The 24,573-nt window shown below is 71.1% G+C and carries 24 protein-coding genes and 3 pseudogenes; 9 read left to right on the forward strand and 18 right to left on the reverse strand.

Annotation, left to right across the window (positions count from 1 at the left end):
- Positions 1-525 (forward strand): nucleotide exchange factor GrpE, encoded by a 525-nt coding sequence (gene grpE / locus ACWC0C_RS09785; RefSeq protein ID WP_450862948.1) that lies wholly within the window; start codon positions 1-3, stop codon positions 523-525.
- A 13-nt stretch (positions 526-538) separates the two neighbouring features.
- On the opposite strand, the gene ACWC0C_RS09790 is transcribed toward grpE, so the two are convergent.
- Together ACWC0C_RS09790 and ACWC0C_RS09795 are read right to left on the reverse strand one after the other, a co-directional pair.
- Positions 539-754, reverse strand: coding sequence for a hypothetical protein (locus ACWC0C_RS09790; protein WP_449201875.1), 216 nt, complete (start codon positions 752-754; stop codon positions 539-541).
- Between the two features lie 68 nt (positions 755-822).
- Positions 823-1,161: an antibiotic biosynthesis monooxygenase gene (locus ACWC0C_RS09795; RefSeq protein ID WP_449201876.1), complete on the reverse strand. Its 339-nt coding sequence runs from the start codon at positions 1,159-1,161 to the stop codon at positions 823-825.
- Positions 1,162-1,331: 170 nt separating this feature from the next.
- Between ACWC0C_RS09795 and ACWC0C_RS09800 the strand changes: the two genes are divergently transcribed.
- The 4 genes and pseudogenes from ACWC0C_RS09800 to ACWC0C_RS09815 all read left to right on the forward strand — a co-directional run bounded on the left by ACWC0C_RS09800 (position 1,332) and on the right by ACWC0C_RS09815 (position 4,545).
- The gene (locus ACWC0C_RS09800; protein ID WP_450862950.1) at positions 1,332-2,174 is read left to right on the forward strand and encodes a hypothetical protein; all 843 of its coding nucleotides are present in this window, start codon (positions 1,332-1,334) and stop codon (positions 2,172-2,174) included.
- Positions 2,175-2,336: 162 nt separating this feature from the next.
- A pseudogene (locus ACWC0C_RS09805) lies at positions 2,337-2,633 on the forward strand (PAS domain-containing protein); the annotation flags it as partial.
- Between the two features lie 45 nt (positions 2,634-2,678).
- Positions 2,679-3,863: pseudogene (locus ACWC0C_RS09810) on the forward strand (ATP-binding SpoIIE family protein phosphatase); the annotation flags it as partial.
- A 49-nt stretch (positions 3,864-3,912) separates the two neighbouring features.
- Positions 3,913-4,545, forward strand: coding sequence for an MBL fold metallo-hydrolase (locus ACWC0C_RS09815; RefSeq protein WP_450862952.1), 633 nt, complete (start codon positions 3,913-3,915; stop codon positions 4,543-4,545).
- Positions 4,546-4,630: 85 nt separating this feature from the next.
- On the opposite strand, the gene argS is transcribed toward ACWC0C_RS09815, so the two are convergent.
- The 4 genes from argS to ACWC0C_RS09835 all read right to left on the reverse strand — a co-directional run bounded on the left by argS (position 4,631) and on the right by ACWC0C_RS09835 (position 9,289).
- Entirely contained in the window at positions 4,631-6,292 is a 1,662-nt protein-coding gene (gene argS / locus ACWC0C_RS09820) for an arginine--tRNA ligase (protein ID WP_450862954.1), read from the reverse strand.
- 85 nt (positions 6,293-6,377) lie between these two features.
- On the reverse strand, positions 6,378-7,571 hold the full coding sequence (locus ACWC0C_RS09825) for a DSD1 family PLP-dependent enzyme (protein WP_450862956.1): 1,194 nt from the start codon (positions 7,569-7,571) through the stop codon (positions 6,378-6,380).
- A 49-nt stretch (positions 7,572-7,620) separates the two neighbouring features.
- Positions 7,621-8,244, reverse strand: a complete 624-nt coding sequence (locus ACWC0C_RS09830) for a helix-turn-helix transcriptional regulator (protein ID WP_450862958.1) — start codon at positions 8,242-8,244, stop codon at positions 7,621-7,623.
- 19 nt (positions 8,245-8,263) lie between these two features.
- A complete protein-coding gene (locus ACWC0C_RS09835; RefSeq protein WP_450862960.1) occupies positions 8,264-9,289 on the reverse strand; it encodes a helix-turn-helix transcriptional regulator in 1,026 nt (341 codons plus the stop codon).
- A 164-nt stretch (positions 9,290-9,453) separates the two neighbouring features.
- Here ACWC0C_RS09835 and ACWC0C_RS09840 point away from each other — a divergent pair, with 164 nt between their 5' ends.
- The gene (locus ACWC0C_RS09840) at positions 9,454-10,803 is read left to right on the forward strand and encodes an APC family permease (RefSeq protein ID WP_450862962.1); all 1,350 of its coding nucleotides are present in this window, start codon (positions 9,454-9,456) and stop codon (positions 10,801-10,803) included.
- A 68-nt stretch (positions 10,804-10,871) separates the two neighbouring features.
- Here the strand turns inward: ACWC0C_RS09840 and htpG are convergent, their stop codons facing one another.
- A complete protein-coding gene (gene htpG / locus ACWC0C_RS09845; protein WP_450862964.1) occupies positions 10,872-12,782 on the reverse strand; it encodes a molecular chaperone HtpG in 1,911 nt (636 codons plus the stop codon).
- 173 nt (positions 12,783-12,955) lie between these two features.
- On the opposite strand from htpG, the gene ACWC0C_RS09850 reads away from it, so the two are divergent.
- Positions 12,956-13,309, forward strand: a complete 354-nt coding sequence (locus ACWC0C_RS09850; RefSeq protein WP_450862966.1) for a DUF1330 domain-containing protein — start codon at positions 12,956-12,958, stop codon at positions 13,307-13,309.
- A 175-nt stretch (positions 13,310-13,484) separates the two neighbouring features.
- On the opposite strand, the gene ACWC0C_RS09855 is transcribed toward ACWC0C_RS09850, so the two are convergent.
- Positions 13,485-14,042 (reverse strand): HEAT repeat domain-containing protein, encoded by a 558-nt coding sequence (locus ACWC0C_RS09855; protein ID WP_450862968.1) that lies wholly within the window; start codon positions 14,040-14,042, stop codon positions 13,485-13,487.
- 82 nt (positions 14,043-14,124) lie between these two features.
- Positions 14,125-14,571, reverse strand: coding sequence for an ester cyclase (locus ACWC0C_RS09860; RefSeq protein WP_450862970.1), 447 nt, complete (start codon positions 14,569-14,571; stop codon positions 14,125-14,127).
- Between the two features lie 184 nt (positions 14,572-14,755).
- Between ACWC0C_RS09860 and ACWC0C_RS09865 the strand changes: the two genes are divergently transcribed.
- Entirely contained in the window at positions 14,756-15,076 is a 321-nt protein-coding gene (locus tag ACWC0C_RS09865) for a hypothetical protein (RefSeq protein ID WP_449201895.1), read from the forward strand.
- 61 nt (positions 15,077-15,137) lie between these two features.
- On the opposite strand, the gene ACWC0C_RS09870 is transcribed toward ACWC0C_RS09865, so the two are convergent.
- From ACWC0C_RS09870 to ACWC0C_RS09900, 7 genes and pseudogenes are all read right to left on the reverse strand, one after another.
- Positions 15,138-15,719, reverse strand: a complete 582-nt coding sequence (locus ACWC0C_RS09870; RefSeq protein WP_450862971.1) for an NADPH-dependent FMN reductase — start codon at positions 15,717-15,719, stop codon at positions 15,138-15,140.
- A complete protein-coding gene (locus tag ACWC0C_RS09875) occupies positions 15,716-16,708 on the reverse strand; it encodes an RNA polymerase sigma-70 factor (RefSeq protein ID WP_450862973.1) in 993 nt (330 codons plus the stop codon). Before ACWC0C_RS09875 ends, ACWC0C_RS09870 begins: the two co-directional genes overlap by 4 nt.
- The gene (locus tag ACWC0C_RS09880; protein WP_450863185.1) at positions 16,705-17,643 is read right to left on the reverse strand and encodes an NAD-dependent epimerase/dehydratase family protein; all 939 of its coding nucleotides are present in this window, start codon (positions 17,641-17,643) and stop codon (positions 16,705-16,707) included. The genes ACWC0C_RS09875 and ACWC0C_RS09880 overlap by 4 nt, the downstream gene beginning before the upstream one ends.
- Positions 17,644-18,384: 741 nt before the next feature.
- On the reverse strand, positions 18,385-19,122 hold the full coding sequence (locus ACWC0C_RS09885) for a hypothetical protein (protein ID WP_450862975.1): 738 nt from the start codon (positions 19,120-19,122) through the stop codon (positions 18,385-18,387).
- Between the two features lie 156 nt (positions 19,123-19,278).
- Positions 19,279-19,896: pseudogene (locus ACWC0C_RS09890) on the reverse strand (acetate uptake transporter); the annotation flags it as partial.
- A gap of 184 nt (positions 19,897-20,080) precedes the next feature.
- Positions 20,081-20,386, reverse strand: a complete 306-nt coding sequence (locus tag ACWC0C_RS09895; RefSeq protein WP_450862977.1) for a hypothetical protein — start codon at positions 20,384-20,386, stop codon at positions 20,081-20,083.
- A gap of 40 nt (positions 20,387-20,426) precedes the next feature.
- Entirely contained in the window at positions 20,427-21,551 is a 1,125-nt protein-coding gene (locus ACWC0C_RS09900; RefSeq protein WP_450862979.1) for a diaminopropionate ammonia-lyase, read from the reverse strand.
- 14 nt (positions 21,552-21,565) lie between these two features.
- Here ACWC0C_RS09900 and ACWC0C_RS09905 point away from each other — a divergent pair, with 14 nt between their 5' ends.
- A complete protein-coding gene (locus ACWC0C_RS09905) occupies positions 21,566-22,006 on the forward strand; it encodes a LysR substrate-binding domain-containing protein (protein WP_450862981.1) in 441 nt (146 codons plus the stop codon).
- 11 nt (positions 22,007-22,017) lie between these two features.
- Here the strand turns inward: ACWC0C_RS09905 and ACWC0C_RS09910 are convergent, their stop codons facing one another.
- Both ACWC0C_RS09910 and ACWC0C_RS09915 read right to left on the reverse strand, forming a co-directional pair.
- On the reverse strand, positions 22,018-23,469 hold the full coding sequence (locus ACWC0C_RS09910) for a purine-cytosine permease family protein (protein ID WP_449201893.1): 1,452 nt from the start codon (positions 23,467-23,469) through the stop codon (positions 22,018-22,020).
- A 96-nt stretch (positions 23,470-23,565) separates the two neighbouring features.
- Positions 23,566-24,462 (reverse strand): polysaccharide deacetylase family protein, encoded by an 897-nt coding sequence (locus ACWC0C_RS09915; RefSeq protein WP_450862983.1) that lies wholly within the window; start codon positions 24,460-24,462, stop codon positions 23,566-23,568.
- Positions 24,463-24,573: the final 111 nt, after the last annotated feature.

Raw genomic sequence — 24,573 nt, forward strand, 5'->3', positions numbered from 1 at the left:
ATGGACGAGGGCCGGCTGCACGGCACGGACCCCGCCCGGCTGCAGCGTCTGCTGGAGGAACGCACGGCCGACCTGCAGCGGGTGAAGGCCGAGTACGACAACTACCGCAAGCGGGTGCACCGGGACCGCTTGGCCGTGCGCGAGATCGCCGTGGCCAACGTCCTGCGTGCCCTGCTGCCCGTGCTGGACTCCGTCGACCGCACCTGCGCACACGAGCCCATGACGCCGGGCCTGAAGGACATCGTGGACACTCTCCGGACCCAGTTGGGTTCCCTGGGACTCGAGGGGTTCGGGGAGGAGGGCGACCCTTTCGATCCGGCGTGCCACGACGCCTTGACCCATCACGTCTCCCCGGACACCGACCAGCTGATCTGCACGAAGATCCTCCGCCCCGGCTACCGGCTCGGTGACCGGCTGGTGCGTCCGGCTCACGTGGAGGTCACGGGGCCGCCCGCACCCACGAGCAATCCGCTCGGTCACGATCGAGGGGACCCCCGACACGGCCCTGGCCCCGCGATGTCGTAGCCGCGGACGCGGGTCACTCGCCCCCCGGCCAGGCCTCCGGCCCGCCGCCGCGCCACTCGATCAGGTCGGGGTCGTCGAGCGTCGTATCGGTCTCGGGCAGGCCGCGTCGGCGCAGATACTCGACCAAGTCCAGCAGGTGGTACGCAGTGCCTACGAACTCACCACGGATCGTGACCCGCCGGCCACCGTCGGGGCTCGGCGGCTCCACGATGACGGGCGCGCCTTCCATAGCTACTGGATTCCCGCTGCTGAGCCGCTCATGCCGGAGTACCGGTCACCGCGGACAGGGGCGGTGACTCACCCAGGGCTACCGGTGGGGATGGCGAGTTCGCGGCCGCGGTAGAAGCCCTCGCGCTCCTCCACGACGTACGGGGCCATGCCGGCCCGCCGCTGTGTCTCGGGCTCGGAGGTCCGCCAGGCGTCGCACGCCTCCTTGGAGTCCCAGAACGACACCCCGGTGATCTCCTGTCCGTCCTCGGACCAGTACGCATAGGCGCGGCGCATGCCCTCCGGGTGGGTGGCCGGCCGCCACGCATTCTCGAAGTCCTCCAGGGTGCCCGGCTTGATGCGGCGGGTTGTCACCCAGACGAAGTGTTCCTCCATCGCGGCCTCCTCGGCTGAGGCGGTTCGGGTCATCGGCGCCACTTCGACCACCGTAGATCCACCGCGCGCATTGCGCCTGCGCTCCGGCCGTGGGCCACCGAACGCACCTGTGCGCTCCCGTATGCCGATCGTGCCGACATCGCAAGCTGCGCGAGGCGAGACATGATGGGGGTACGGATGTGTTCTGCGAGGAGGGGTACGGCATGGCGGGCTCGGGCTCTGGCGGTACCGACGGTGTGGCGGGCGGCAAGTCGCGCTTCGACGACATCTACGACCAGCCGGACCCCCGCATGTACTTCCGGCGGCTGGCCCCGCTGGAGTACGAGATCCCGCACCACGCCCAGCCGGTCTTCCGGCGGGCCGCCGCCGAACGGGCCGCGCTGGACGACGGCCACCCTGCCAGGCCGGCGGTCCTGGACCTGTGCTGCTCGTACGGGATCAACGCAGCGCTGCTCAACCACGACGTGACGCTGGCGGAGATGTCCGAGCGGTACACCTCCCCTGCCTGCCAGACGATGTCGACGGCGCAACTCGCGGCACAGGACAAGGAGTTCTACGCGGAGCGGCGCCGGTCGGAGGCGGTGCGGGTGTTCGGCCTGGACGTCTCGGCCCCCGCAGTGGGCTACGCGCTCGAGGTGGGGCTCCTGGACGCCGCCTTCACCGACGACCTGGAACAGGGATCACCCGGTCCCGGGCTGAGCCGTGCGCTCGCCGAGGTCGGTCTCGTGACGCTGACGGGCGGTGGCAGCTATATCACCGACCGAACGTTCACGGCACTGCTGGGCGGTGTCCGCAGACCCGTATGGGTCAGCGCCTTCGTGCTGCGGACGGTGTCGTACCACCCGATCGTCCGGGTCCTGTCCGCGCACGGCCTGAGCACGACCGTCGAAGTGTCCCGCACCTATCCCCAGCGCCTCTTCACCGACGAGCGGGAACAGCGGTACGCGATCGAGGCGGTGCGGGCCCTGGGCGGCGACCCCGCCGGGCGGGAGGAAGCCGGTCGTTTCCACAGCCTGCACTACGAATCGCGCCCCGATACGCGGTGACCGCCGGGGATCCGAGGTGTCATCGGGCGCCGCCAGGCCCCGGTGATCCCGATCCGCAGGGGAATGCTCGGTTGCCGGTCGGCGTTTTGGCTTACTGGCCGTCGTGACCCGGCGTTCACGGCTCCCTCGCCGCTCGCCGGGGCTCATGGGGGACTGAGAGCGATGCGTACGGACAGCACTTCGCGGGTGGCGGAGGCAGCCGTGGTGGCCGTCGACGCGCAGGGTGTCGTGACCGCCTGGAGCCGCGGTGCCCGGCTGCTGCTCGGCTACGCGGCGGACGAGATCGTAGGCCGTCCGGCGGTGAGCCTCCTGGCCGCCGACCTGCCCGAAGCCGCCCGGCAGAGCGCCGCCGGGCGGCAGGCGTGGGCGGGGCTGGTCACACTACGTGACCAAGCGGGGCGCCGGGTGGAGACCAATCTGCGGGCGTGCCCGCTCATGGACGCCGAGCAACACGTCCAGTGGTTCCTCCAGGCCGACCTGCCGCAGGAGGGCGACGGCGCCGATCTGGTCCTGCAGCGCAGTCTGCTCTCGCACGACCGCCCGGCCCAGCTGGCCGTGGAGACGGGAACCCGCTATCTGCCCGCCGATCCCCAGGCCGGTGTCGGTGGCGACTGGTTCGACGTCATCCCGCTCTCGGGAGCCCGGGTGGCCCTGGTCGTCGGCGATGTCGTGGGTCACGGCATCCATGCCTCCGCCGCCATGGGCCGGCTGCGCACCGCGGTCCGTACGCTCGCCGACGTCGACCTGGCCCCCGACGAGCTGCTGACCCAGCTGGACGACCTCATTCTCGAAGAGATCGAAGAGGGCATCGAATCGGTCGGCGAAGTCGGCGCGACCTGCCTGTACGCCGTGTACGACCCGATCTCCGGCCACTGCACCCTGGCCAGCGCCGGCCACCTCGCCCCCGCCCTCGTCGCCCCCGACGGCACGGTGCGCTTCCTCGCCGTGGCACCCGGGCCGCCCCTGGGCGTGGGCGGGCTGCCGTTCGAGGCCACCGACACCCGGATGCCCGAAGACAGCCTGCTGGTTCTCTACACCGACGGGCTGGTCGAAACCCGCCACCGCGACATCGGTTCCGGGCAACGGGCCCTGCTGGACACCCTGACCCGAACCGCCCCCTCACTCGAGTCGACCTGCGACCGCATCGTCGAGGCGCTTCTGCCCGGCCGGCCGGACGACGACGTCGCCCTGCTCGTCGCGCGCACCCACATCATGGGAGCCTCGCACGTGGCCGCACGGGACCTGCCCGCCGATCCGGCCGCCGTCGCGGTCGCGCGCCGGTGGGCCGCGGGCCAGCTCTCGGCGTGGGGACTGCAGGAGGCCACCGCCGTCACCGAACTGATCGTCAGCGAGCTGGTCACCAACGCCATCCGGCATGCCCAGCCGCCGATCCAGCTGCGCCTCATCCACGACGCAGCGCTGATCTGCGAGGTCTCCGACGCCAGCAGCACGACCCCACACCTGCGCCGGGCCCGCGACCTGGACGAGGGTGGTCGCGGCCTCTTCCTGGTCGGCCAGCTCGCCGAACGCTGGGGCACCCGTCACACGGCCACCGGCAAGACGATCTGGGCCGAGCAGCCCCGCCCCCACACCACCGGCTCCAGCCACGCCGTGCTCCGACGGCGGGGGCGGCCCCCGCGGACGGCCGCACGACAGCGCCGAGGAACGACCGGCAAACCGACCCCATGAAGCGGACGACCCGCCGGCACCGGGCACGAGAGCGCGCTCGGGAGGCCTGATGAACCACTGGCTGAGGCTGACGCTCCTCGGTGTGGGCGCGATGAACTCGCCCCGGTTCGCCCCGGCGGGCCTGCTGCTGCGGTGCGCGGGGTACCGGGTGGCCTTCGACGGCGGGCCCGGAGCGGAACCGCCACCCGGGCGGCTGGACGCGTGGCTGGTCACCGACGAGAGTGCCGAGCTCAGGTCGGTACTGCGGCGCAGCGCGGCCCTGCGGGATGTCCGCATACTCGCCACCGACCTGCGGGTCGGCGAGGTGTCGGTGCGCTGCCGTCCTGTCGTTCACACCTCGCACCCCGCGTACGGGTATCGCATCGAGGCAGGGGGCGTGGTGGCGGTCTGGGCACCGGAGTTCTGGGAATTGCCGGCCTGGGCGGCGGGGGCGGACTTGATGTTCGCCGAGGCAGCCGCCTGGGACCGGCCCATACGGTTCCGGGGCGGCGTGGGCGGCCACGCGAGCGTCCGTGCCGTTGGTGAGTGGGCCACGCAGCATGGAGTGCGGCGGCTGGTCTACGCCCACATCGGGCGGCCCAGCCTGCGTGCGATCGATGCCGGGCTGAAGCCGTCCACCGGGGAATGGGGTGTCGAGGGCCGTACGTACTCCCTGCGCTTCAGCCATGAGCGGCAGGGGTGACGGGCCGCTCGTCGCCCCTGCTTCACGCCCCTGGTGTAGCGAGGATCCTGACCACTACCGGGCCGGCAGTGGCGGCCCGACGTGTCTACATCCGTTCCGGTGCCGAGACCCCGAGCAGCGACAGGCCGTTGCGCAGCACCAGCCGGCTCGCCTCCGTCAGCCACAGCCGGGCCCGGGTCCGGGCGTCCGGGGCTTCGTCGGCCCGCGGCAGGACGCGGCAGGCATCGTAGAAACGGTGGTACGTGCCGGCCAGTGCCTCCAGGTAGTACGCCACCCGGTGTGGCTCGCGCAGCGTGGCCGCGGTGGCCACGACCTGCGGGAACTCGGCCAGCACGCCGAGCAGGTCCGACTCCCGCTCATGGGAGAGCAGGGCGGGGTCGAAGTCCTCGGGGGCACCCTTGTCGATCCCGGCCTCCTTCGCCCTGCGCAGGACGGAGCAGGGCCGGGTGTGCGCGTACTGGACGTAGTACACCGGGTTGTCGTTCGACTGCCGGGTCAGCAGGTCGATGTCGAGGTCGATCATCGCGTCCACGCTCGCCCGCGCCAGCGCGTACCGCGCGGCGTCGACGCCGACCGCCTCGGTCAGGTCCTCGAGGGTGAGCACGGTACCCGCCCGCTTGCTCATCCGGACCGGCTTGCCGTCCTTGACCAGGTTGACCAGCTGGCCGATGAGGATCTCCAGATTCCTGTCCGGATCATCGCCGAAGCAGGCCGCCATGGCCCGCATCCGGCCCACATAACCGGCGTGGTCGGCGCCGAGCATGATGACGACCCGCTCGAAGCCCCGGGACCTTTTGTTCAGGTAGTACGCACAGTCCGCGGTGAAATACGTCCAGGAGCCGTCGCTCTTGACCAGGACCCGGTCCTTGTCGTCGCCGAAGTCCGTGGTGCGCAGCCAGAGCGCGCCCTCGTCCTCGAAGACATGGCCGCCGTTGCGCAGCCGGGTGACGGCCGCGTCCAAGTCCCCCTGGTCGTGCAGGAGTTTCTCGTTGAAGTAGGTGTCGAAGCGGGTTCCGAACGCGGCGAGTGACGACTTGATCTCGTCGAACATCAGCTCCGTGCCCACCGCCCGGAACACGGCGTACCGCTCGGTGTCCGGCAGATCCAGGGCGCCGGGCCGCCGGTGCAGCACGGCGGCCGCGATCTCCTCGATGTACCCGCCGCTGTAACCGTCTTCGGGCACCGGCGAGCCGTGCGCCGCGGCGAGCAGTGAGCGGACGAACCGGTCGATCTGCACGCCGGCATCGTTGAAGTAGTACTCCCGCGACACGTCCGCGCCCGCGGCCTCGAGCAGCCGGGCGAGGACATCGCCCACGACCGCCCAGCGGGCTCCGCCGATGTGGACCGGGCCGGTGGGGTTGGCGGAGACGAACTCCAGGTTGAGCCGCAGCCCGCCCAGCCGGTCGGTGCGGCCGTACGCCTGCCCGGCCAGGACGATGTCCCGGGCCAGGACCCCGATCGCCGCGCGCTCCAGCGTGATGTTCAGGAATCCGGGTCCCGCGACCTCCGCCTTCGCGACTCCGGCGGCCGCGCTCACCAGCGGAGCCAGCGCCTCGGCGACGGCACGGGCGGGCAGGCCCGCGGACTTGGCCAGTTGCAGGGCGACGTTGGTCGAGTAGTCGCCGTGGTCGCGGTGGCGGGGGCGCTCCACGCGGATCTCCTCGGGCACCTCTGCCGAGATGCGTCCGGACTGGATGGCCGTATGGATGCCGTCGGAGATGACGGCCGCGAGATCTGCTGGAGTCACGGCGCCGACGTTAACGTAGGCGACGGCGCCACTGACATCGAATTTCCGCGGGCTCGCCGGTGGTGCCCGGTGTGGGAGGGAGGGCTCACCAGCCGGTGACTCGCTCCCAGAACGTCTCGATCGCCGGTGCCGGATCGGCGGGGCCGGTGCCGTCGACGATGTGGTAGCCGCGGTGCTGGGCCGCGGTGGCGCAGGCGTGGTTGGGCAGGATGCGCAGGCGGGTGCCGACCGGCAGGTGGGGCAGATCGGCGCCGTCGCGGGCCGTGAGGGTGCCGTGCTCCTGGCTCGCGGCCGTCATGACCAGGCCCGGGATGAGACGGCCGGCGAGGTCGGTGACCAAGCCGTAGCCCTGGTCCTGTGGCTGCGCGGCGGTCCCGCGGTCGCGCGACATGGCCATCCAGCCACCGTCGGTCATGATCCACCCGTGGTCGGGGCGGTGACCGATGACGGTCACGACCACCGACAGGGCGATGTCCTCGACCCGGCAGACACCCAGACCGGCCATGACGAGGTCGAAGAAGACGTAGTTCCCCGCGCGTAGTTCGGTGACGCCGGTGAGGTCGTCGGCGGCGTGAGCGGTGGGGGTGGAGCCCACGCTGACGACGTTCACGGGCAGGCCGGCCGCGCGCAGCCGCTCGGCAGCGGCGACGGCGGTGTCGCGTTCGTTCCTCGCCGCCGAGCGCTGTTCCTCGGCGGTGAACGCGGAGTAGGACTCGCCCGCGTGGGTCAGCACGCCGTCCAGGCATCCCGCGTCGTGCAGGACCCGGCCGATCGCGAGGAGCGCGGGGTCGTCGGGCGTGAGTCCGCCGCGGTGGCCGTCGCAGTCGATCTCGATCTGGGCGGGAAGGGGGGTGCCCGCCCGGCGGGAGGCCTCGGCGACGGACGACGCCTGCTCGGCGCTGTCCAGCAGCAGGCGCAGCGTGACGCCGCGGCGCAACAGTGCGATGACGCGCGGGAGTTTGTGGGGGCCGATGCCTACGGCGTAGGTGATGTCGGTGTAGCCGCCGTCGGCGAACGCCTCGGCCTCCGCCAGGGTGGAGACGGTGACCGGGCAGGGTGCGCCGGAGTGCAGGAGGGCGGCGACGTCGAGGCTCTTGGCGGTCTTGACGTGCGGGCGCAGGGTGACGCCGAGCCGGTCGGCCCGGTCCTTCAGGCGTGTGATGTTGCGCCGCACGACGTGGGCGTCGACGACGGCGAACGGGGTGTCGGGGTCGGACAGGGTGGTCCGTGCGGGGGTGGACGGGGTGGTGCTCTCACCGGTGTTCGCAAGGGGGTTCACAGCGGGATGTCTCCTAGGAGGCGTGCAGCGGACTCACCTGCCGCCGACGCTACTTCGCGTAGTTGTAGACGGTCGCCCGGGACACACCGAGCAGGTCCGCGATGGTCTGTGCGGCATCGCGCGAGTCGAAGTAGCCGTCGCGCTGCAACTGCCGTACGAGTGCCTTCTTGTCCTCCCGGCTCAGCGACCGGGGAGTCGCCGCGCGCTCGGCGGCATGCGCCTCCACCGTCCGGCGCAGTTCGCGCGCGTTGCGGTCCCGGAGGGTTTCGAGGGGCTGTTCACGGTGCTCGGTGTCCGTGGCCACCAGATTGGACAAGGCGAGTGTCACCGGTGACAGGACCGACACGTCCAGGTTCAGGCAGAGTGCCGCGATGTACTCCCCCGCGGCGTTCTTGATGCCGATGGACGTGCTCTTCGCGGGGCGGCCGTCGGGGAACTGATTGGGGTAGTTCTGGATGACGCTCGGGTAGTCGGGGTCCTCGATGCGGGCCAGGCCCAGCTCCGTCGTGGAGTCACCGACCTGGCGGCCGGACAGGTTGTTCTCGATCGCCCGGATCGAGTGGTCGGGATCCCGCAGGTCGTGCAGGAGCACTTCGCACAGGCCCGGGAACATACGGCCCAGCGCTACGGCGATCTTCTCGGCCTCGCGAATAATGTGCTCGTCGGCGTCCACGGGAAGCCCTTCGACTGACCTAGACCGATTGTCCATCTCTATATCGATAGTCTAGATCAGGCTCTCCGTTTGTCCAACCGTAGGTGGCGGCAAGAGCGGTGACCGTCCGTGTCATCAGCGCCCGCAATGCGGCGGGCGCCACCACCTCCGCCTCCGCCCCGAGCCGTAGCAGCGTGCCGACGGCGTGTTCCGGGGACTCGATGGGGATGACGGCCTGGACTCGGCCGTCGGGGCCCGGTGGCCCGGCGCTTTCCTGGGCGGTGCGGGCCACTGCCGGTTCCATGAGGTCGGGCAGCTGCCTCAGGATCCGCGGTGTCAGTCGTACGACTGCCGTCCCCCGGAGGCGGCGGGCGTCGAAGTCGGTCAGGTACGACTGCCAGTGTGCGGCGAGGTCGAAGCCGTGGGGACGCTCGACGTGGTCCGGCAGTACCTGGACGCGCAGGATCTGGGAGACGCGGTAGGTACGGACGCGCTCCTTCCGGGCTGCCACGAGGTACCAGCGGCCCGACTTGAGGACCAGCCCGTAGGGGTCCAGCGTCCGGGTCACCTCCTGGGGAGCCTTCCACCGCCGGTAGCGGACGCGGATGCGGCGCTGCCGCCACACCGCGTCGGTGACGGAAGCCAGGTGCGGGGTGGTGTCCGCCTCGGCGTACCAGCCGGAGGTGTCGAGGTGGAAGCGCTGCCGTATCTCGCCGGTCCGGTCGCGCAGTTCCTCGGGCAGGGCCGCCGCCAGCTTGAGCTGGGCGGTGGCGAGAACGGTGCCGAGCCCCAGGTCCGCGGCCGGTCCGGGCAGCCCGGCCAGGGAGAGCGCCTCCGCCTCGCCGCGGGTCAGTCCGGTCAGGCGGGTGCGGAAACCGTCGACCAGCCGGTAGCCGCCGTCGTGACCGGGATCGCCGTAGAGCGGGACACCTGCCGCGGCGAGCGACTCCATGTCCCGGTACACCGTCCGCACCGACACCTCCAGTTCGTCGGCCAGCTCCTGGGCGGTCATCCGGCCGCGGGTCTGGAGCAGCAACAGGGCGGACAGCAGTCGGCTCGCACGCATGCCGCAAGTCTGCCGCAGTCCCCTGACACGGGTTGTCAGGGGACCCGGGCTACTTTCCGGCCGGGCGTGCGCCCAAGGTACGGACGGAGCGAAGGGTATGTGCAGATGAGGATCCTGTTCGGCGGGGCCGTCGGCCTCGACGCCGACGGACGAAAGGCCTCCGCGTGACCGGGGCGCCGGCCGCGCGGGAGCTCCCGGCTGGGCCGGTCGGGAGTCTGACCGTCTGGCAGGGGGCAGCCCTGTACGTCGGCGCGGTCCTCGGCACCGGTGTGATCGGCCTTCCCGCGCTGGCCACCCGGGCGGCCGGGCCGGCCTCGCTGCTGGCCTGGCTGGGGCTGGTCCTGCTGTCGGTGCCGCTCGCGGCCACGTTCGCCGCGCTCGGCGCCCGGTACCCGGACGGCGGCGGTGTCTCCACCTACGTTCGCCATGCCTTCGGCGCGCGGGCGGCGGCGGTGGTCGGCTGGTGTTTCTACTTCGCCGTACCGGCCGGTGCACCGGCGGCGGGGATGTTCGCCGGGGCGTATGTCTCCGGTGCGCTCGGCGGCGGCCGGCGCACCGTGGTGGTCACGGGGGCGGTGCTGCTGATCCTCGTGTCGGTGGCCAACGGATTCGGGGTGACCGTGTCCGGCCGTCTGCAACTCGCGCTCGCCGTGCTCCTTGTCGCGTTGCTGCTGGCGGCGGTGGTGGCCGCACTGCCCCACGCCCACCTGCGGAACCTGCACCCGTTTGCGCCGCACGGCTGGGCCGCGGTCGGCTCGGCCGCGGCCCTGCTGGTGTGGAGCTTCGCGGGCTGGGAGGCCATCACCCACCTGGCCGCCGACTTCCGCCGACCGGCGCGCGACCTGCCCCGCGCCGCCGCCGTGGCGGTCGCCGTCGTCGGCCTGCTGTATCTCGCCGTAGCCGTCACCAGTGTCCTCGTGCTCGGCCCGGCCGCCGGTACCTCGGACGCTCCGCTGGCCGAACTGCCGGCCCTCGGCATCGGCGGAACGGTCCATGTGCTGGCCGCGGCCGCAGCTCTGCTGCTCACGCTGGGCACGATGAACGCCTACTTCGCCGGAGCCGCCAAACTGGGCGCGGCGCTCGGCCGGGACGGCGCGCTGCCCGCCTGGCTGGCCCGGGGCGGCAGCGTCGGCGAGGTGCCTCGCCGTAGCCTGGCGGTCGTGTCGGGGCTGTCGGGCCTCGCGCTGGCCGCCACCGCGGTCGTGGACGTGGGCCCACAGCCGCTGGTGCTGCTGACCACAGGGTCGTTCGTCAGCGTGTACGCGCTGGGCACGGCCGCCGCGCTACGGCTGCTGCCCCGCGGCAGCCTGCCGCACCGCTGCGCGCTCCTCGCCCTCGTCGCGGTCGCCGCTCTTCTCGTCATGACGGGCTGGTATCTGCTGTGGCCGTTGGTCGTCACGGCGGGCGCCCTGTGCTATCTGCGACGGCGCCGGTCGACACATCCCGTTCGACCTGACGGCGGCGCAGGCCCGGCACAGCACGTCAGGGCAGGCGCCGAGCGCTCTCACGACTGACGACTGACAGACGGCCGGCGGCCTGCCCCACTCCCTGGGACAGGCCGCCGGCCACAGGCGGAACCGGGTTACAGCGCGCGCTCCAGGCGCTCCGCCATCAGCTTGACGAAGCGGGCCGGGTCCTTCGGCTGGCCGCCCTCGGCGAGTACCGCCAGGCCGTGCAGGACTTCGGCGGTCTCGGTGAGTTCCGTGCGGTCCTCGCGCTCCTTGTACGCCTGGTTGAGGCCCTTCACCAGCTGGTGGTCCGGGTTGAGCTCCAGGATCCGCTTGGCGCGCGGCACCTCCTGGCCCATCGCGCGGTACATGTTCTCCAGCGCCGGGGTCAGGTCGTTCGCGTCGGAGACGACACAGGCCGGGGACACCGTGAGGCGGGAGGACAGGCGCACGTCCTTGATGTCCTCGTCCAGCTGCTCCTTCATCCAGCCGAGCAGGCCGGCGAACTCCTCGGTCTGCTTCTCCCGCTCGCCCTCGGTGCCCTCGTCGTCCTTGGCGTCGAGGTCGATCTGCCCCTTGGCGACGGACCGCAGCTTCTTGCCCTCGTACTCGCCGACGGCGTCGGCCCACACCTCGTCCACGGGGTCGGTGAGCAGCAGCACCTCGATGCCCCGGTCCCGGAAGGCCTCCATGTGCGGGGAGTTCTCGATGCTCTGCCGGGACTCGCCGGTCAGGTAGTAGATGTCGTCCTGCCCCTCCTTCATCCGCTCCACGTAACCCTTGAGCGTGGTCGGCTCGGTGTCGTCGTGCGTGCTCGCGAACGACGCGAGGGCGAGGATGGCGTCGCGGTTCTCCGGGTCGGTGACCAGTCCCTCCTTCAGGACGGTGCCGAACTCCCGCCAGAACGTGGCGTAACGCTCCTGTTCCTTGGCCATCATCTCCTTGACCGTGGACAGGACCTTCTTTGTCAGTCGTCGCCGCATCATCTCGATGTGGCGGTCCTGCTGGAGGATCTCGCGGGACACGTTGAGCGAGAGGTCGGCCGCGTCGACGACGCCCTTGACGAAGCGGAGGTACGGCGGGAGCAGCGCCTCGCAGTCGTCCATGATGAACACGCGCCTGACGTACAGCTGCACGCCGCGTGTGAAGTCCCGCGTGAACAGGTCGTGCGGGGCGTGTGCGGGGAGGAACAGCAGGGCCTGGAACTCGAAGGTCCCCTCCGCCTGGAGCCGGATCGTCTCCAGCGGGTCGCGCCAGTCGTGGGCGATGTGCTTGTACAGCTCGTGGTACTCGTCGTCGGACACCTCGTCACGCGACCGCGCCCACAGCGCCTTCATCGAGTTGAGCGTCTCGGGTTCGGGCGCCGCGTCCTCGCTGTCGTCGGCGGCGGAGCCCACCGGCACCATCCGGATGGGCCAGGTGATGAAGTCCGAGTACCGCTTGATGATCTCCCGGATCTTCCACGCGGCGGTGTAGTCGTGGAGCTGGTTCTCCGGGTCTTCGGGCTTGAGGTGGAGCGTGACCGAGGTGCCCTGCGGCGCGTCGTCGACCGGCTCCAGCGTGTACGTGTCCTCGCCGCGCGAGGTCCAGCGCGTGCCCTGGCTCTCGCCGGCGCGCCGGGTCACCAGGGTGACCTCGTCCGCCACCATGAAGCCGGAGTAGAACCCGACTCCGAACTGGCCGATGAGCCCCTCCGCCCCGGCCGCGTCCTTGGTCTCCCGCAGTTCCTGGAGGAACTTCGCGGTACCGGAGTTGGCGATGGTGCCGATGAGGTGCCCGACCTCGTCGTACGACATCCCGATGCCGTTGTCCCGCACGGTGAGGGTGCGGGCGTCGCTGTCGATGTCGATCTCGATGTGCAGATCGGACACATCGGCGTCCAGCGAGTCGTCCCTCAGCTTCTCGAGACGCAGTTTGTCCAGCGCGTCTGAGGCGTTGGAGACGAGCTCCCGCAGGAAGACGTCCTTGTTCGAGTAGACCGAGTGGATCATCAGCTGCAGCAGCTGACGGGCCTCTACCTGAAACTCGAGCGTTTCAGTCGGCATGTTCGCGCATACCTCACAGGTGATATCGCCGGATATTGCTGCCAGCCACTGTAAAACACCATGTCAGAACGCTGGCGGGGATCCGGCAGGGGTGGCTGGATTCCGCCCCCTCCGCACCGGCCCGTGCGGCAAGATCGTGGACATCAGCAGCCAACGAGCCGGAAGGACCCACGATGTCGGCCTACGCGATAGCTCACCTTCAGGAGTCCGCCCCGCACCCGGAGATCGCCGAGTACATCGCGCGCGTCACCGCCACCTTCGAACCGTACGGCGGCCGTTTCCTCGTACACGGCGCTCAGCACGAGGTGAAGGAGGGCGCGTGGCCCGGGCACGTCGTCGTGATCGGCTTTCCCTCGATCGCCCAGGCGCGCGCCTGGTGGGACTCCGACGCGTACCAGGCCATCGCACCCCTGCGGTCCCGGCACATCGAGGGCGACATCATCCTGGTTCCGGGCGTCCCCGAGGACTACGACGCGACCGTCACCGCACGGACGATGCTGGACGCCCTCCCCGCCCGCGACCAGTGAGCTGCCCCCGGGTCAGCGTCTGCCCGGTGAGCGATGACGGCGCCACCCGGAACCGGCTCGCCGCCCTGCTGCCGGGGCCCGGGCCCCGGAGCCTGGACGAGTGCCCGGGGCCCGCGGCCGGCCTTGGATCCCGGCGGCGCCGCTTCAGCCTGACGTCGTGATCCGCGCGTTTCCGTCATCTGGGCGTGGGCGGTCTGCGCCCGGGCGGAAGGGACCGTTCGTAGATGGCCCCGCCGGGTGTGAACCAGCCCGACTTCTTGCGCACCGCGGGGCTCGGGTCGTTGGCGTGGGACCGACTCAAGGCAGCGGCGGCGCGTGCGTCGGAGCGGGCGAACTTGCCGACGAGTTCGGCAGCCATCGCCCGGACGTGCGGGTCGGGGTCCGAGGCCAGGTGGTGCAGCGCGGGTTCGAGGACCTGGTCCGGGCCGGGGGCGCAGGTGTCGCCCTTGCACCGGTCGCAGGCCAGGGCGTGGAATGCGGCGATCCTGACGCGGGCGTCCGGGTCGTCGGCCATGGCGACGAGTTCGCCCATCGACTCGGTGTCGACCAGGTGGTCGAGAAGGCGGCAGCAGCCCTCCCGGACGGACGGGTGCGCGTCCCGAAGGCCGGCGCGGATGGCGCTCACCGCGTACGCCCCGCGTCGCAGCAGCTCGCGGTAGGCAGCGGTGGAGCGTTGTGGGTCGCCCAGGCACGCTACGAGCGCCGCGTTGTCGGTCCTGACGAATCCGAGCATGATCCCAGTGTCGGGTCACGCGGCAAAGACGGCAAAGGGGTTTCCCGCGCCGAACGGGCCATCAGGACCGGCAACTTGGTGATCAGGGGCTGGGGGGCGCCACTTCGACGCCGAGCTGCCGCATTTGTGAGAAGACGTCGACGACGCCCCAGACCTCGGCGATCCTGCCCTCCTCGAAGCGAAGGATGAATATCTCGCCGTAGGTGACGGACCTGCCGGTCGGCGGCAGACCCCGGAACTCGCCCCGGTGGGTCCCGGTCACCGTGTTCCTGGCCACGACCTTGTCCCCCTCGGCGATCACATCCTCGACCGCGACATGAATGTCGGGAAACGCACGGAGAAGCACGGTCCACACCTGCTTGAGTGCCTGCACCCCCGTCATACCCATCGGTACCGGCGCGTGGAAGAGCAGGTCCGGCAGGGCGAGTTCATCGATCGTCTTCGAGATGACCTCCGGATCGCCGGTGTTCACGGCGTCATGCAAGCGCGCGGACGTCGCCTTGTTCCGAGTCGCCTCATCCGTTGACACAGCGCCTTCTCCTCAAGTCGGTAGCAATTGACTGCACACATACGACGAGACAGCGTGCCGCGATGTGACACGACCGGAGCCCGGGGCCGTCAACTCCGTTGGCCGAACGCCTGACTGCTCGCGCAGAGATAGGGTCGACGGCATGTCCCTGCGTCTGCATATGCGTCAAGCCCTGCGGGAATCGATGCGTGCCCGCGACAAGGTCGCGGTGAGCGCCCTGCGTTCCACACTCGCCGCTCTGGACAATGCCGAGGCGGTGCCGGTGGGCGCGGCCGAGCTGCGTGGCCTGGCGCTCGAGCAGGTGGCGGTCGGTGTCGGCACCACCGAGGCCGCCCGGCGTGAGCTGAGCGAGCAGGACATCGCCGGCATCGTGCGAGCCGAGGCGGATGAACGGCTCACGGTTGCCGCTCGGTTCACGGCCCCCGCGCAGGCCGACCGGGCGGCGCAGCTGCGCGAGGAGGCCGCCGTACTGCTCCGGCTCCTCGACGGCCCCGGCAGCGCATAGCAGGTCCGCGGCCGGCTCGGGCACCCGTCGTGCGCGAGCCGGCCGCTCTCCTTTCGGCCGTTCAGGCAGTGGCCGGAGTCGTCGCGCGCAGCGGGGCGAGTGCCTGGGCCCACGTCAGCAGTTCGTCGACCAGCCCGTGCACCTCGGCCGCGCGCACCTCCTGCGGACGGAAGTCGGCGAAGTCCACGAAGTCCTCGCGCAGCGACAGTGCCACCTGCGGTCCGATGTCCGCCATGCGCAGCACGCCCGCCTGGGCACGCAGCTTCTGGACGGCCATGACAGCGCCGAAGACGCCGTAGCCGACGTAGCCGACCGGCTTGCCGCCCCACTCCGCGTGGAGGTAGTCGATCGCGTTGGTCAGCGAGGCGGGCGGGGCGGTGTTGTACTCGGGGGTGACGACGACGAAGGCGTCGTACGAGCCGATCCGCTCGGCCCATCGCCGGGTGTGCGGCCGGGTGCCCGCCGCCATGCGCGCCGGTACCGCCTCGTCGAGCAGCGGTAGCGCGTGCTCCTTCAGGTCCACGAGCTCGAAGTCGGCTGCGCTGCCCGCGTGTTCGGTCGCCAGGTCCTGTACCCACTGCGCCACCCGCTCGCCCTTCCGGCCGGGGCGTGTGCTGCCGATGATGATGCCGATCCTGATCATGTCCGACTCTCCTGATCCGCTTCCGGTGCGAAGGTGGGCGGGATGGGCATGTGTGCGGGTTCCGGGCAGCCCATGTCCCGGCGAACCTGCTGGGCCTCGCGCAGGAGTGCCCAGGCGTCCGCGACGGGGCCCATGTGACCGAGCTTGTCGGGATTGCTGACCGTGCGGATCGTCTGGATCCGCCCGTCGAGGACGTCGAGGGTCCAGGTGTTGGCGACCTTTCCGTCGCGGTCGCGGAAGACCGCGCCGGGCTGGCCGTTCACCTGGCAGGGCTCGACGACGCCGCCGATGCCGAGGAACGGCAGGAGGAGCACGTCGAGCATCCGGCACACCTGGTCGGCGCCGAAGACTCCCTCGGCGAACCGCGGAGCCTTGCCGCCGCTGTCCGCGACGACCGACACATCGGCGGCGAGCAGTTCCCGCAGCCCGTCGACGTTGCCCTCCTTCAGGGCGTCGAAGAAGCGTCCGGCGAGTTCCTCGCGTTCCTTCCGGTCGGCCTCGAAACGGGGCCTGCCCGCGTCCATGTGGCGGCGCGCGCGGACGGCGAGCTGGCGGCAGGCCGCCTCGGAGCGTCCCACGGCGGAGGCGATCTCGGGGAAGCCGAAGGCGAACACCTCCCGCAGGACGAAGACCGCCCGTTCCAGCGGGCTGAGCCGTTCCAGCAGGAGCAGGGAGGCCATGGACAGCGAGTCGGCCAGCTCCGCCGCGTGCTCCGGGTCCTGGTAGGGGTCGGTGAGCAGTGGCTCGGGGAACCACGGTCCGATGTACTCCTCGCGCCGCACCCGGGCGGAGCGCAGTACGTCGATCGCGATCCGGGTCACCGTGGCCGAGAGAAACGCCTTGGCCGACACGGGTCTGGTCGGGGAGAGGTCGTAGCGCAGCCAGGTCTCCTGGACCGCGTCCTCGGCCTCGGTCACGCTGCCCAGGATGCGGTAGGCGATGGAGAACAACAGGGGCCGCAGCTGCTCGAACTCCTCGACTCTGCTCACGCCAGACCCTCCTTGAAGCCCTGGCGCCACGAGGAATAGCGAAGCTGCCAGCCGAGCTCCCGCTTCGCCTTGGCGTTGGAGAAGCCGCGGCCCTCGGTCATCATCGTCACCACCACCTCCCCGGCCAGCAGCCGCGCCAGCCACTTCGGCACCCGCCTTGGTGGCTTGGCGCCCGCGCACGCCGCCAGGTACGGCAGCCATGCGCTCTCCGGGGCCGGTTCATCGTCGACGATGTTGAACACACCCCTCGCCTTCTGCTCCACGGCGAGGACGGTGGCGCTCGCCGCGTCGTCGAGATGCACCCACGAGGCGTATCCGGTGCCGTCCCCGACCAGCGGGAACTGCCGTTTGCGTACGAGTTCGAGCTGGTCGTCGGTGGCGCCCGGCCCGTAGAACCCGCCGTAGCGCAACACCGCGCCGCCGGCCCTGCCGACCGCTTCCTCGACGTGGCGCACCGCCGCCATCGCCGGGAACGCGGGCGTCCCCTCGTGCAGGTCCAGCGGGTCCTCCTCGGTCTTCACCCAGCCGCCCTCGCGGATGCCGTTCCAGTTGGCGTAGCCCTGGGCGACGATGTGCGGTACGCCGGTAGCCTCCGCCGCCGCCAGCAGGTGGTCGGTTCCCTCGGTGCGCAGCCTGATGGTGGGCGCGGCCCATCGGTCGAAGTGCTTCAGATCGGGTTTGCCCGCGTGCGCGAGGCTGATCCCGGTCATCTGGTGCACGATCACGTCGGGCCGGGCGGCCGCGACCGCCTCACCGACGGATATCGCGTCCAGTCCGTCCATGACGACGCCTTCCGCCCCCAGTCGCTGTACCAGACCGAGCTTGGCCGCGCTGGTCGTCGTGGCCGTCACCTGGTGACCGCGGGCCACGAGCCGCGGTACCAGCCGCCGCCCCAGAACCCCGGTTCCGCCCGCCACGAACACGCGCATGACCATCACCTTCCTGATCCTCAAGTCGTTCTCCGCGATCTGAGACGAGACAGCCCGGCCGTCTGTGACACGGGCGCAGCCGACCTTCGAGACCGAAGCCACCAACGGGCGTTCACCGGCGGGAACTTCTGCGACGCGCCGGTCGTCTTCCTGTTGCCGGCGGCAGAGGGCGGCGTGCGCGGCCTCGGCCGCCTCCGCCGTCATGCCCTGTGCGAGCAGCGCCGACGGGGCCTCGATGCCGGGCGACCGGGAGAGCGCGTCGTACGCCGCCTCCTGCGTGGACAGGGCCCGTTCGTATGGGCGGGGATCCGGCTCCGCGGCACGCGGCGGACCATCCGCGTCGCACCGGCCTCCAGCACCACGCCAGTCGTCCTCGACGGGGAGGAGATCGGCACGGTGTGGCTGGAGCGTCCCGGCCCGGCGAATCCGCTGGACGAAGTACTGCTGGACCGGCTCGCCATCGGTTTCCGGCGGGCGTGCGGGCGGGCATCGGTGCCGTGGAGAGCCCCGAGCGGTCCTGGCGGGAACCGTACGTGCCTCCGCTTCACCGGCGGGCGGAACCGGTCGTCCGCTACGCCGACCTGGGCGCCCTGGCGTTGCCGGCCGAGGCACCTGTGCGAGCCTTGCTCGACAACCACGGCGTGGCCGCCATCGAGCGCATGGCCGGCCATCCGGACGATCTGGAGACCTGGAGGCCTACTGCGCCACCGGGTCCCTGCTCGGGGCCGCCGGCCTGCTCCACCTGCATCATTTCAGGATGTTGACCGCCCGGGCGACCACGAGGACCACCGTCACCAGGGACACCGAGGACTGCAGCATCATCAGCATCTTCGCCCACCGGGACAGCGGCATGACATCGGTCGGGCTGAAGGCGGTGGCGTTGGTGAAGGACAGGTAGAGGTAGTCCGGCAACGCCGGTTCCCAGTCGGGCGGCGCCACGTCCGGACTCTGCATCTGTACGAAGAGGAAGTCGGCGTACCGGTGCTGCCCCCGGACCCGGGCCATGGGGCCGCCCCGGTCCCATTCCCAGTACCACAGGGCGAACACGATGACGTTCGTCACCCAGATGACACCACCGGTGAGCAGGAGCGGGACCGCTCTGTCTCCCCCTTTGCCGTTCACCAGGTCCCCCACGAGCCGGACCGCCGCCCACCCGTTGGCCAGGCTGATGACTCCGGTCAGGGCCAGACCCAGATACCGCAGCAACCGGGTATGGGGCTCCACTCGCCGGGGATTGCCCGCGATCAGTCCGGCCAGCAGCAGCAACTCCAGTGCGGGCAGGGCCCAGACGGGGTGGAGCAGGATGAGGCGGTGCGGCAGGCTCAGCTGCAGGGCGACGGCCGCCAGGATCACCGCCGTCACCGTCCAGCGCGGCTCGCCATGGGTCGCCCGGCGCCAGGCGGGGACCAGTTCGCGCTCGCCGCTCTCCAGCAGCCGCTCGATCCTGGCCAGTCGGCTCTCGGCGTCATCCATGTCGTCGTTCATGACGAGGATTGTCCCGGTCGGCTGCCGCCCGGCGAGAGCCGGGACCGGCTGGCTCCGGGCGCCCTCTGTGCGGGAGCTGCTCCAGCGGGCCGGGACGGCGCCGCTCCGCAGAAGCCACCGTGCGGAAGCCGCCCACCAGTCCGGTCCGGCGGCCGGTCAGGCGGGCCGCTCGTCCCGTACCGGCGGGGCCGTGCCGGGCGGGCGCGGCCCCACGGGCAGCACGGTGCGGCCGTGGGTCTCGTTGATCACGGTCGCCGCCGAGGTGTACCAGGCGACGAGTCCCGTGGCGATGCCGAACCAACCGCCCACCTGGGTCATCGCGTGCGGCTGCGCGCCGGTCTGGAAGGCGCCGATGGCCAGGAAGAGGTAGGTGAGCGTGAGCAGGGCCAGCACCATCAGCACGGCGAGGCTGACACGGAGCGCCGCGGCGGCCATGTAGGCGGTGAAGATCGCCCACCCGAGCAGGAACAGACCGAGCGCGTTGTGGGTGTCACCGGCGTACGCCAGGCGCGGCGCGATCCACCAGTAGGTCATCCAGAAGGCGGCGTACGAGACGAACACGGTGGCGCCGAAGGTGTTGCCGCGGCGGAACTCGAACAGGCCCGCGGCGAACTGGGCGAGGCCGCCGTAGAACAGCGCCAGGCCCAGCACCGGCACGATGGCGCCGTTCTCCTTCAGCAGGTTGGTGTTGACGATCGAGAGCAGCAAGGTCGTCAGAGCGAAGCCGGCCAGGCCCAGCGGGGCCGGGTCGCCCCACGGCGCCGGGCGCGGGGTCTGCGCGGGGGGGCTGCTCCGGGTGGAGGCTCCTCGTGTCCTCGTTCATGACCGGCATCCCTTCGACCAGGGCGGAGGACCAGCAGCCGACGCTCGCCGTGACGACAGTCGAGTGCCGCCTGCGACCACTGTTACAGAAGGTACCCGTTTGTCGTATTTATTAGCCTTCTCCGGATGCGTTTGTTCAGCCGGCCGTGGTCGCGACGACGAGGAGGGCCATGGCCCAGGCGGCCGGCAGGTGCGGCGGGGCGAGCAGACCGGTGTAGAAGACGGCGATCTTCGGATTGAGCACGTTGCTGATCAGCCCCGTCCGCCACGCGCTCCCGGCCGCCTTCGGAGTGCCTGTCTCCGTCCAGGCCGCCGGTGCCGCGGCGAGCGCGTCCGCGCCGCCGGACGCCAGCGCCCGGCGGGTGACGACCGCCATGTCGGGGCCGGGCACGATGGTCAGCAGGCCGAGGACGCGGATCGCGGCCGCGAGATGGGTCATCATGCCACGGCCCTCCTCCGGAGAGCTTTCAGGTCTCGCATGTTCACCGACCGGCCGTGTGGCGGGGATTGGCGGCCGCTCCCTCGGTGTTCAGCAGTACGACGACCGAGGTCGCGTCGAGTCCCAGTGCCCTACGACGCTCGTCCGCGCCGGGGCCGGTGAGCGCGGCGCGGAGGCCGGCGAGTGAGGCCGCGCCGCAGGGCCCCGAGGAGACACCGAGGGCCGCGAGGCGTGCGGCCGCGCGGTCGGCGGCGGAGTCGGGGACGGCGACGGCGGCGTCCAGTCCGCCGCGCAGGTAGGGCCAGGCCAGGCTGGATGGGGTGCCGCAGTTGAGCCCGGCCATGGTGGTCTCCCGGGTGCTGACGGTGACCAACTCGCCCCGGATGAGGCCGGCGAGTACACAGGCCGCGGCCTCCGGCTCCACGGCCAGCAGCGCCGGAGCGCGTCCGGGGTGGCGGCTGCGGTAGTGGCTGATGACGGCTTGGGCCAGTGAGCCCACGCCCACCGGTACGGAGACCAGATCGGGGCCTTCGGCCACGCCGCGGACCGCCAGTTGCTCGTCGATCTCGGCGCAGAGGGTGGAGTACCCCTCGACGATCCACCCCGGGATCCGCTCATAGCCCGGCCACGCGCTGTCCTGGACCAGGACCGCCCCCGGTCCGGCCGCCGCCCCGGCCGCACGGCGGACAGCCTCGTCGTACGCCCCCGGAACCTCGGTGACGTCCGCCCCTTCGCCGGCGATCGCCGCGATGGCCCGCGGATGTACTCCCCGCGGGACGAAGACGTGGGCGCGCTGTCCGTGCAGGCGGGCCATGCGGGCCACAGCGCGGCCGTGGTTGCCGTCGGTGGCGGTCACCAGGGTGACCGGGCCCGGCTCCGTGGCGCCAGCGGCCCGCTCCACGAGGACGCGGTGAACCGCCCAGGATGCGCCGAGCGCCTTGAACGCGGGCAGGCCCAGACGGTCCGACTCGTCCTTCACGAAGACCCGACCCACCTCCAACTCCGCCGCGAGGGGCGGGAGTTCGGTCAAGGGCGTGGGCGCGTAGCCGGGCAGCCCGGCGTGGAAGGTGCGCACCTCGGCGGGCGCGGGCGCGCATCGCCAGGTGCGGGCACCGGGGTGCACGGACCAGGGCAGCGCCGGGAGGGGGGAGACGGCGTTCTCGGACACAGGAACAGGGTCCGATGTCGTCCTACGATCGGTCCAGCGAATGTTTGCACCTCGCGCTGCCCGAACCGGCCGGAAAGCCGGTCGCCCGCGGCACGTTGGGTGCTCTGCGCTCGCTCGCCCGGCATCCCTGGGTGCTGGAGCCCGAAGGCACGGCCGCGCGGCACTGGTCCATGACGCTGTGCCGCAACGCCGGCTTCGAACCCGATGTGCGCTTCGAGACCACCGATCTCCTGCTCCACCTGCGCCTCGTGGAGCAGGGACATGCCGCCGCCTTCCTTCCCGCTCTCGTCTGGGACGGCAGGCCTGCCACCGTGGCTCTGCGCCGGCTCCCCCGCGGCCGGCGCACCCGCCGGATCCACACCGTCGTACGCCGCGGCGGCAGCCGGCACCCCGCGGTCCTCGCCTGCCGGGACGCGCTCCGGCGCGCGGTCGCCCTGCGCACCCACGTGTCGTAGAGTCTCGCGATTCAGGGCTCGCGGTGCTCGTGTGCGGCCTGCTCCAGCGCCTCCGCCTCGGCCAGCGCCACGCGTGTCTCGGCCGCCACGTCGATCGAACGGGTCAGCCACCAGTACAGCAGCGCGGAGACGGGGAGGCCGATGAACAGGGAGATGTCGGCTCCGTCCAGCGCCTTGGCGGCGGGGCCGACGTACAGGGTGCCGACGGAGAAGAAGGGGACCATGACGGCGAAGCCGACCAGGTAGGAGATGATGCCGTGCCAGCCCCAACGGCCGTAGATGCCGCGCGGGTTGAAGATCTCGGCGATGGCGTAGTGTCCGCGGCGCACGACGTAGTAGTCCATGAGGTTCACCGCGGTCCACGGGATGAACAGGTAGAGCACCAGCAGCAGGAAGTTGTTGAAGTTCTCGAGGAAGTTCGTGGTCGCGGCCAGTGCGCCGACCAGGGACAGCGCCGCGGTCAGTCCGATGGTCAGCAGGCGTACGCCCAGGGTCGGGCGCACCCGCTTGAACGAGTCGATGCCGCTGATGAGGGTCAGCGAACCGCCGTACATGTTCAGTGCGGTGACGGACACCAGGCCCAGGGCGGCGAACAGCAGCACGATCGCGCCGAAGCCGCTGAACACCTTGTCGCCGGCGGCGTTGATGGACTTGATCGTCTCGAAGTCCTTGCCCGCCCAGGCGGCGAGCAGCGTGCCGAGGACCATCAGCCAGATGCCGCCGAGCGCGGAGCCGAAGTACGTCCAGTAGAAGGTCTTGCGGACCGTCACGTCCGGCGGGAGATAGCGCGAGTAGTCGGAGACGTAGATGGCCCAGCTGATCTGGTAGCCGGCCACCACGCCGAACTGGGCGAGGAATGGGGTCCACTTGAAGCCGCCGAGGTCGAAGGAGCCCGCCGGGTAGTGCAGGGTGACGAGGACTCCGACGGTGAAGATCCCGAAGACGATCAGGAAGGTGTACGTCAGGATCCGCTCGGCCTTGTGGATGATGTCGTAGCCCACCAGCGCGACGACGAGCGCGACCACGGTCACCACGACCACCCACAGCTTGGCGTTGCCGTGCAGGGTGGTGTGCAGGGAGTCGGCGGCGAGGACGCTGTTGAAGACGTTGAACCCCGCGTACTGGACATAGGCGAAGAGCCACACCAGGAGGGCGCCGACATAGCCGAACTGGGGGCGCGACTGGATCATCTGCGGCAGGCCGAGCTGGGGTCCCTGCGCCGAGTGGAAGGCCATGAAGAAGGTGCCGATGACGGTGCCGGCCACGATGGCCAGCAGCGACCAGATCAGGTTGCCGCCCTCGGTGATGCTGGTCAGTCCCACGGCCAGGGTGGCGATCTGCGCGTTGGACATGAACCACAGCGGGCCCAGATGCCATAGCTTGCCGTGCCGCTCGTCCAGGGGGACGTAGTCGATGGACCGGACCTCAAGGCCGGAGACTCGTGGCTCAGCTGATGTGCTCATGACGCCTCCCGGCGGCCGGTCTGCCTCTGGGACACATTGTTCTCCGAGGTGGACGCGGTGACGAGTGGTGGGACGCGCGAACTGCCCGCAGGCGCGTCAGGCGCGGTGCAGGGCGTCCGAGAGACGGACGAAGCGGTGGCCGCCGGCCAGCAGGTGCGGGACGGCGCCTGCGATGCCCCGGGCGGTGCCGCCTTCGGGGTGGTTCATGTGACACAGGACGATGGAACCGGCCCGCGCGGAGGCCACGGTGGTGTGGACCTGCTCGGCGGTGAAGGTGGCGCCGCCGTCGCCGTTGACGGAGAAGCTGACGAAGCGTTCTCCGAGGTCGGTGACGATCCGCGCCGCGACGTCGTCGCAGTAGGCGGTACCGGAGCGGAAGAAGCGGGGCGGGGCGCCCAGCAGGCGGGTCAGCTTGGCCTGGTTGCCGGCGATCTCGTCGTACACCTCGCCGGCGCCACGGGTGCCGGGAATGCCGTACGCGGAACGACCCGTGACCGACAGCGGGCGGTGCCGGGTGCCGTGGTTGGCGATCTCGAAGAGCGGATCGGCGGCCAGTCGGTGGAACTCCGCCGGGTTGGCGTCGATCCAGCGGGAGTTGATGAACAGGGTCGCCGGAACGTGCCGTGCGCGGAGGAACTCGATGAGCGCCCGGTCGTAGCCGCTGCCGCCCGGGCCGCCGCACGCGTCGAAGGTCAGCGCGATGTCGCGCGTCGTGCGCGGCAGGGAGTGCACCACGCCGGGGGCGTCGAAGCCCCACGTGTGCGGCATGCTGCGCCCGTAGCGGGCCACGATATCCGCGCGGGTGACGGGAGGGTGCGTGGCGGAGGGTGTGGCCGAGGGAACGGAGCCGGGAGTCGGTGGGGCCGCTGTCCCCGCGCCCGTCCCCGGCGCGGCGGAGGAGGCGGGGGCGCCGCTGCCGTTCTTCGGGCCCGCGCAACCGGCGAGCAGTCCTCCCGCCAGGGCAGCCAGCACCGCACGGCGACCAGCCGTCATCCGCTCCCCCACACCTGATCAGAGGCCGCCACGGCCGACGACCAGCTACGACGGCAACCGTACGCACCGGACCACCGGCGGCCGTGAAGACACCGGTAAGAGATCATCCAG

This window comes from Streptomyces sp. NPDC001709 (genome assembly GCF_053596375.1).

Coding starts and splice junctions, on each gene's coding strand:
- grpE (WP_450862948.1), top strand. CDS start 1: ATGGACGAGGGCCGGCTGCACGGCACGGACCCCGCCCGGCTGCAGCGT.
- ACWC0C_RS09790 (WP_449201875.1), bottom strand. CDS start 754: ATGGAAGGCGCGCCCGTCATCGTGGAGCCGCCGAGCCCCGACGGTGGC.
- ACWC0C_RS09795 (WP_449201876.1), bottom strand. CDS start 1,161: ATGACCCGAACCGCCTCAGCCGAGGAGGCCGCGATGGAGGAACACTTC.
- ACWC0C_RS09800 (WP_450862950.1), top strand. CDS start 1,332: ATGGCGGGCTCGGGCTCTGGCGGTACCGACGGTGTGGCGGGCGGCAAG.
- ACWC0C_RS09815 (WP_450862952.1), top strand. CDS start 3,913: ATGAACCACTGGCTGAGGCTGACGCTCCTCGGTGTGGGCGCGATGAAC.
- ACWC0C_RS09835 (WP_450862960.1), bottom strand. CDS start 9,289: ATGCGTGCGAGCCGACTGCTGTCCGCCCTGTTGCTGCTCCAGACCCGC.
- htpG (WP_450862964.1), bottom strand. CDS start 12,782: ATGCCGACTGAAACGCTCGAGTTTCAGGTAGAGGCCCGTCAGCTGCTG.
- ACWC0C_RS09850 (WP_450862966.1), top strand. CDS start 12,956: ATGTCGGCCTACGCGATAGCTCACCTTCAGGAGTCCGCCCCGCACCCG.
- ACWC0C_RS09855 (WP_450862968.1), bottom strand. CDS start 14,042: ATGCTCGGATTCGTCAGGACCGACAACGCGGCGCTCGTAGCGTGCCTG.
- ACWC0C_RS09865 (WP_449201895.1), top strand. CDS start 14,756: ATGCGTGCCCGCGACAAGGTCGCGGTGAGCGCCCTGCGTTCCACACTC.
- ACWC0C_RS09870 (WP_450862971.1), bottom strand. CDS start 15,719: ATGATCAGGATCGGCATCATCATCGGCAGCACACGCCCCGGCCGGAAG.
- ACWC0C_RS09880 (WP_450863185.1), bottom strand. CDS start 17,643: ATGGTCATGCGCGTGTTCGTGGCGGGCGGAACCGGGGTTCTGGGGCGG.
- ACWC0C_RS09885 (WP_450862975.1), bottom strand. CDS start 19,122: ATGAACGACGACATGGATGACGCCGAGAGCCGACTGGCCAGGATCGAG.
- ACWC0C_RS09895 (WP_450862977.1), bottom strand. CDS start 20,386: ATGATGACCCATCTCGCGGCCGCGATCCGCGTCCTCGGCCTGCTGACC.
- ACWC0C_RS09905 (WP_450862981.1), top strand. CDS start 21,566: ATGTCGTCCTACGATCGGTCCAGCGAATGTTTGCACCTCGCGCTGCCC.
- ACWC0C_RS09910 (WP_449201893.1), bottom strand. CDS start 23,469: ATGAGCACATCAGCTGAGCCACGAGTCTCCGGCCTTGAGGTCCGGTCC.
- ACWC0C_RS09915 (WP_450862983.1), bottom strand. CDS start 24,462: ATGACGGCTGGTCGCCGTGCGGTGCTGGCTGCCCTGGCGGGAGGACTG.